6 protein-coding genes are annotated in these 5,960 nt (G+C 69.1%); 4 read left to right on the top strand and 2 right to left on the bottom strand.

What is annotated here, in order from left to right; all coding sequences use genetic code 11:
• Window positions 1-369, bottom strand: a 369-nt coding sequence (locus B4M60_RS14040) for a dihydroxy-acid dehydratase (protein ID WP_291085328.1), incomplete at its 3' end; no start/stop codon positions are given.
• Between the two features lie 133 nt (window positions 370-502).
• Here B4M60_RS14040 and B4M60_RS14035 point away from each other — a divergent pair.
• Entirely contained in the window at window positions 503-1,963 is a 1,461-nt protein-coding gene (locus B4M60_RS14035; protein ID WP_291085324.1) for a YhgE/Pip domain-containing protein, read from the top strand.
• Here B4M60_RS14035 and B4M60_RS14030 read toward each other — a convergent pair.
• A complete protein-coding gene (locus tag B4M60_RS14030; RefSeq protein ID WP_291085321.1) occupies window positions 1,871-2,290 on the bottom strand; it encodes a PH domain-containing protein in 420 nt (139 codons plus the stop codon). The genes B4M60_RS14035 and B4M60_RS14030 overlap by 93 nt on opposite strands.
• Before the next feature lie 278 nt (window positions 2,291-2,568).
• Here B4M60_RS14030 and B4M60_RS14025 point away from each other — a divergent pair, with 278 nt between their 5' ends.
• From B4M60_RS14025 to ilvC, 3 genes are all read left to right on the top strand, one after another.
• The gene (locus B4M60_RS14025) at window positions 2,569-4,464 is read left to right on the top strand and encodes an acetolactate synthase large subunit (protein ID WP_291085318.1); all 1,896 of its coding nucleotides are present in this window, start codon (window positions 2,569-2,571) and stop codon (window positions 4,462-4,464) included.
• Window positions 4,461-4,967, top strand: coding sequence for an acetolactate synthase small subunit (gene ilvN / locus B4M60_RS14020; RefSeq protein WP_291085315.1), 507 nt, complete (start codon window positions 4,461-4,463; stop codon window positions 4,965-4,967). Before B4M60_RS14025 ends, ilvN begins: the two co-directional genes overlap by 4 nt.
• Window positions 4,968-5,003: 36 nt before the next feature.
• Window positions 5,004-5,960, top strand: a 957-nt coding sequence (gene ilvC, locus B4M60_RS14015) for a ketol-acid reductoisomerase (RefSeq protein ID WP_291085312.1), incomplete at its 3' end; no start/stop codon positions are given.

Raw genomic sequence — 5,960 nt, 5'->3', positions numbered from 1 at the left:
GTCGCAGTTGGAGATGCACACCAGCGCGTCCGCGGTGTGGGCGTTGACCATGTACTCGACCGAGTCGGCGATGATCTCGCGGCTCGGCAGCGAGTAGAGCATGCCGGCATGGCCCATCGCGATCCCGTCGTCCACCGCGATGGTGTGGAACTCGCGGGCCACGCCGCCGGCCGCGGCGATCTGCTCGGCGACGATCTCGCCGACGTTCTTGAGGTGCACGTGACCGGGGACGAACTGGGTGTACGAGTTGGCGATCGCGATGATCGGCTTGCCGAAGTCCGAGTCGGTCATGCCGGTCGCACGCCAGAGGGCGCGGGCCCCCGCGGCGTTGCGTCCGGCGGTGCTGGTGCGTGACCTCAGGGGCGGCATGGGACCTCGATCCGACGTGGCGGGGATGGCGGCGGACCGGGGTCGACGACGCCGTGACCTCCCCACGATACGCCCCGCCGTGGCGCTACCCTCGTCACGGTGGGCCGCCCGGCCCAGTGGAGCGAGGTTGCACATGACAGACCCGGCATCGCGGCGACCGGTCGATTCCGGACACACGGGAGGCTTCCGGGAGTTCGCCTCGCACTCGGCCGGGGCGGTCGTCCTCGTGTGCGGCCTGTTCTTCCTCCTGGCGTTCATGTACCTGGGCGGGACCGCGGATCCCCAGTCCCATGCCCGCCACATCCCGGTCGCCGTGGTGGACGAGGACCGGGGCGCGTCACTCGAGACGCCGATCGGCCCACGGCAGCTCGACGTGGGCACGCAGATCACGGCGGGGCTGCTCCAGAACAACGACTGGACGCGGATCCGACTGCACGTGGTGGACGCCGCCGCGGCCGAGGAGGGACTCCGCGACGGGTCCTACTTCGGCGCGGTGCGGATGCCCCCCGACCTCAGCCAGCGGGTGGTCGAGCTCGTGGAGGCCGCAGCCACCGAGGGGGGGGACCGCGGGGAACCTCCGGCCCCTGCCCGGATCACCCTCGAGTACTCGCCGCGGGTGTCGATCGTCTCGGGTCAGGTCATGCAGACCATGGCCGAGGCGATACGGACCTCGTTCCACGATCGGATGGGGAGCACGATCCTGTCCGACTCACGGCTGCTCGCCGAGGCCGAGGGCAGGACGGTCGGTGCGGCGGCGGCCCTGGCGCTCGGGGATCCCGTGCGGGTCGACGTCGTGGCGTGGAACCCGCTCCCGGACGGGGTGTCCAACGCCTCACTCCCGATGTTCTACGCGCTGATCGTCGTGCTCGCCGGCTTCACCGGGGCGATGATCATCTCCGCGCTCCTGGACGCCCGGCTCGGGTTCATCCCCCTGGAGATCGGACCCCTCGCCCTCAACGTGCACGTGGCGCCGTTCGGGCGGCTCCAGACGCTGGTGCGCAAGTGGGTGGTGACCGCGGTGACCGCTCCGCTGGTGTCCGGGCTGACCCTTCTCGTCGCCGACATCGTCGGGCTCACGGGCTACGACCCGTGGGACATGTTCTGGTTCTCGAACCTGGTGATCGTCGCGGTCGGGGTGTGCGCGCACACGATCATCGCGGCCATCGGGAACGCCGGTCTCCTGGTGAACCTCGTGCTGTTCGTGGTGCTGGGGATCCCCACCTCGGGAGGCGCCACCCCGACCCAGATGCTTCCCCCGGTGTTCGTGACGATCGGGTCCTTCCAGCCGATGCACCAGGCGTACCTCGGGCTGCGCTCGATCATGTTCTTCGACTCGAGCTGGGAGGCGGGGCTCGGGCACGCGGTCTGGGTCCTGTCCGGCTGGGCGGTGGCCGGGATCGTGCTGGGTATCGCGGTCACCCTGGCCTACGAGCGGATGGGGATGCGCCGCCAGGCGGTCGCCGAGCGGGTGCCGGCCGGCCGGAGGTCGGGTGGCGGTCGGTCAGGAGGCGTCGTAGGGGTCGCGGATGCGCCCGCGGCTGGCCTCGGAGAGCCGGGGGAGGTCGTGGAAGGAGACCCCGCCCATCGGGTATGAGTCCTCCGAGGTGGTGATCAGCCGGGCGAACCCGTTCTTGGGGAACATCACGCCCTTCACCTCCACCCACGGCACGGACCTCCGGGTCCGCCACGTGGTCAGGTGGACGCCGTCCTCGTCGAGTCGCGTGTTGGTCCGGGCGACCCACCACCCGAAACCGATCGGCAGCAGGACGAGCCATCCGAGGGTGGCGGGATAGGCGGTGACGGGCCAGAGGATCGCCATCACGACGATCCCGATCACGAGATAGGACATGGGATTGACCCGGAAGAGTGCGCGGTCCTTGGGCGTCGACTCCGGGAGGGGGGCTGTGAATGGGGCGCTCATGGTCGTCCCAGTGTCTCACGGTCCACTATGTGGGATGGACGTTCCACGAGTTGACGATCCCACCGGGCGCGACCTACGCTGGCCCCGTGAACACCTGGAACGGTCTAGTACTCGGCCGGCGCGTCGACGCCTGAGCCGTCACCTGGCTTTCCGTCGACGCGCACCCTCGCCGGCCCCCGTGGCCGTCGGGGGTTTTTTGTTGCCGGGTTCCAGCGGTCCCACCGGGCCCCTGAAGGCGACGATTGACAGCTCCACGACCAGCATGAAGGACAGTTGAAGTGAGCGCACCAACGGCACAGCCCGGACCGCGTCCGGGTGCAGAGCAGAAGGCCCGACCCGCGGCCCCCGAGAGGATGACGGGCGCCCAGGCGGTCGTGAGATCGTTGGAGGAGATCGGCGTCGAGGTCGTCTTCGGCATCCCCGGCGGGGCGATCCTGCCCGTCTACGATCCGCTCTACGACTCGGTCAAGGTCCGCCACGTGCTGGTCCGGCACGAGCAGGGCGCGGGACACGCCGCCACCGGGTACGCCCAGGCCACCGGCAAGGTCGGTGTCTGCATGGCCACGTCGGGTCCCGGGGCCACCAACCTGGTGACCCCGCTCGCGGACGCGCAGATGGACTCGGTCCCCATCGTGGCCATCACCGGCCAGGTGGGTACCGCGCTCATCGGGACGGACGGTTTCCAGGAGGCCGACATCTCCGGCATCACGATGCCGATCACCAAGCACAACTTCCTGGTCTCCCACGGGGAGGACATCCCGCGGATGATCGCCGAGGCGTTCCACATCGCCCAGACCGGCCGACCGGGTGCGGTCCTGGTGGACATCCCGAAGGACGTCCTCCAGGCCGAGATGACCTTCTCGTGGCCGCCGGAGATGAAGCTCCCCGGATACCGTCCGGTGACCAAACCGCACGGCAAGCAGATCCGCGAGGCGGCCCGGCTCATCGCCAAGGCCAAGCAGCCCGTGCTGTACGTGGGCGGCGGCGTGATCAAGGCCGATGCCTCGCAGGAGCTGCTGGCGCTCGCCGAGCTGTCGGGCATCCCCGTGGTCACCACGCTCATGGCGCGTGGGGCGTTCCCCGATTCGCACCGCCTGCACTACGGCATGCCGGGGATGCACGGCACGGTCGCCGCGGTGGCGGCGCTCCAGCGTTCGGATCTGCTCATCACCCTGGGTGCCCGCTTCGACGACCGGGTGACCGGCCGGCTCGACACGTTCGCCCCGGACGCCAAGGTGATCCACGCGGACATCGACCCGGCGGAGATCGGGAAGAACCGCACCGTCGACGTGCCGATCGTCGGGGACATCAAGGAGGTGCTGGTCGAGCTCGTCGAGACGATGCGCGGCGACCGCGACTCCGGCGTCCTCACGGAACCCGCCGCGTGGGTGGGGCACCTGGACGAGATCCGGGCCGAGTACCCGCTCGGGTACGGCCCGCAGTCGGACGGGTCGCTCTCGCCCGAGTACGTCATCGAGCGCCTGAGTGCGGCGGCCGGCCCGGACGCCATCTACTGCGCCGGCGTGGGTCAGCACCAGATGTGGGCCGCGCAGTTCGTCCATTACGAGAAGCCGCGGACCTGGTTGAACTCGGGCGGCCTCGGGACCATGGGGTACTCGGTGCCCGCGGCCATGGGCGCGAAGTTCGGCCGACCGGACGCCGAGGTGTGGTCCATCGACGGCGACGGGTGCTTCCAGATGACCAATCAGGAGCTCGCCACCTGTGCGATCGAGGGCGCGCCCATCAAGGTGGCCCTGATCAACAACGGCAACCTCGGCATGGTCCGCCAGTGGCAGACGCTCTTCTACGACAAGCGGTACTCGCAGACGGACCTGTCGACCCACTCCATGCACATCCCCGACTTCGTCAAGCTCGGCGAGGCCCTCGGCTGTGTGGCGTTCCGCTGTGAGCGCGCGGAGGACGTCGACGAGGTGATCGCCAAGGCCCGCGAGATCAACGACCGCCCGGTGCTCATCGACTTCATCGTGGGCAAGGACGCGCAGGTGTGGCCGATGGTCGCCGCCGGCACGTCCAACGACGAGATCATGGCGGCCCGGGACATCCGACCGCTGTTCGACGACTCGGAATCCGCCGCGGACGACCCGGCGGAGATCCACGAGGCGACCGAGCGGATCGACGCCGCGGTGCTCGCCCAGCAGGAGGAGGACAAGTGACCGCTCGCTCCCACACCCTGAGCGTCCTGGTGGAGGACAAGCCGGGCGTGCTCGCGCGCGTGGCGTCCCTGTTCTCCCGACGCGGGTTCAACATCGAGTCGCTGGCCGTGGGACCCACGGAGACCGACGGGTTGTCTCGCATGACGATCGTCGTGAACGTCGAGGACTTCCCGCTCGAACAGGTGACCAAGCAGCTCAACAAGCTGGTCAACGTCATCAAGATCGTCGAGCAGGACCCGGCGGGCTCGGTCTCGCGCGAACTCACCCTGGTCAAGGTCCGCGCCGACGCCACCAACCGCGGCCAGATCGTCGAGATCGCGAGCCTGTTCCGAGCGCACGTCGTGGACGTCTCGCCCGAATCGGTCACGCTCGAGGCCACCGGCACCCCGGACAAGCTCGACGCGCTCCTGCGCATGCTCGACGGCTACGGGATCCGCGAGATCGTGCAGTCCGGGATGGTCGCGCTGGGACGCGGTCCCAAGTCCATCAACACCACTCGATAGTCTCGACTTCTATCACCAACACGAAGGGAATCCACCATGGCAGTGGAGATGTTCTACGACGATGCGGCTGATCTGTCGCTGATCCAGGGCCGGAAGGTCGCCGTGATCGGTTACGGCTCGCAGGGTCACGCGCACTCGCTGAGCCTGCGCGACTCCGGTGTGGAGGTCGTCATCGGCCTGCGGGAGGGCTCCAAGTCCCGCGCCAAGGCGGAGGAGGCCGGCCTCACCGTCAAGACCGCCGCCGAGGCGGCGAAGTGGGCCGACGTCATCATGCTGCTCGCCCCCGACACCTCGCAGGCGCAGATCTTCACCGAGGACATCGAGCCCAACCTCGGCGACGGCGACGCGCTGTTCTTCGGTCACGGCCTCAACATCCACTTCGGCCTCATCAAGCCGGCCGCGAACATCACCATCGCGATGGTCGCCCCCAAGGGCCCCGGCCACCTGGTGCGCCGCCAGTTCGTCGACGGCAAGGGCGTCCCGGCGCTCATCGCCGTGGAGCAGGACCCCAAGGGCGAGGGCCAGGCGCTCGCGCTGTCCTACGCCAAGGCGATCGGCGGCACCCGCGCCGGCGTCATCAAGACCACCTTCAAGGACGAGACCGAGACCGACCTCTTCGGCGAGCAGGCCGTGCTCTGCGGCGGCACCGAGGAGCTCGTCAAGACGGGCTTCGAGGTCATGGTCGAGGCCGGCTACGAGCCCGAGCTCGCCTACTTCGAGGTGCTCCACGAGCTCAAGCTCATCGTGGACCTCATGTACGAGGGCGGCATCGCCCGCATGAACTACTCGGTGTCCGACACCGCCGAGTTCGGCGGCTACCTCTCCGGCCCGCGCGTGATCGACGCCGGCACCAAGGAGCGGATGAAGGCGATCCTGTCCGACATCCAGGACGGCACCTTCACCAAGCGCCTGGTCGCCAACGTCGAGGGCGGCAACAAGGAGCTCGAGGCACTGCGCAAGGCCAACGCCGAGCACCCGATCGAGGTCACCGGC

The organism is Dietzia sp. UBA5065 (assembly GCA_002415925.1).
GTDB lineage: Bacteria > Actinomycetota > Actinomycetes > Mycobacteriales > Mycobacteriaceae > Dietzia.
Note: the sequence above shows the minus strand (reverse complement) of the source record. Positions and strands in the feature narration are given on the sequence as shown.

Excerpts from the sequence above, each read along its gene's own strand:
- B4M60_RS14035 (WP_291085324.1), top strand. The coding sequence starts at position 503 with ATGACAGACCCGGCATCGCGGCGACCGGTCGATTCCGGACACACGGGA.
- B4M60_RS14030 (WP_291085321.1), bottom strand. The coding sequence starts at position 2,290 with ATGAGCGCCCCATTCACAGCCCCCCTCCCGGAGTCGACGCCCAAGGAC.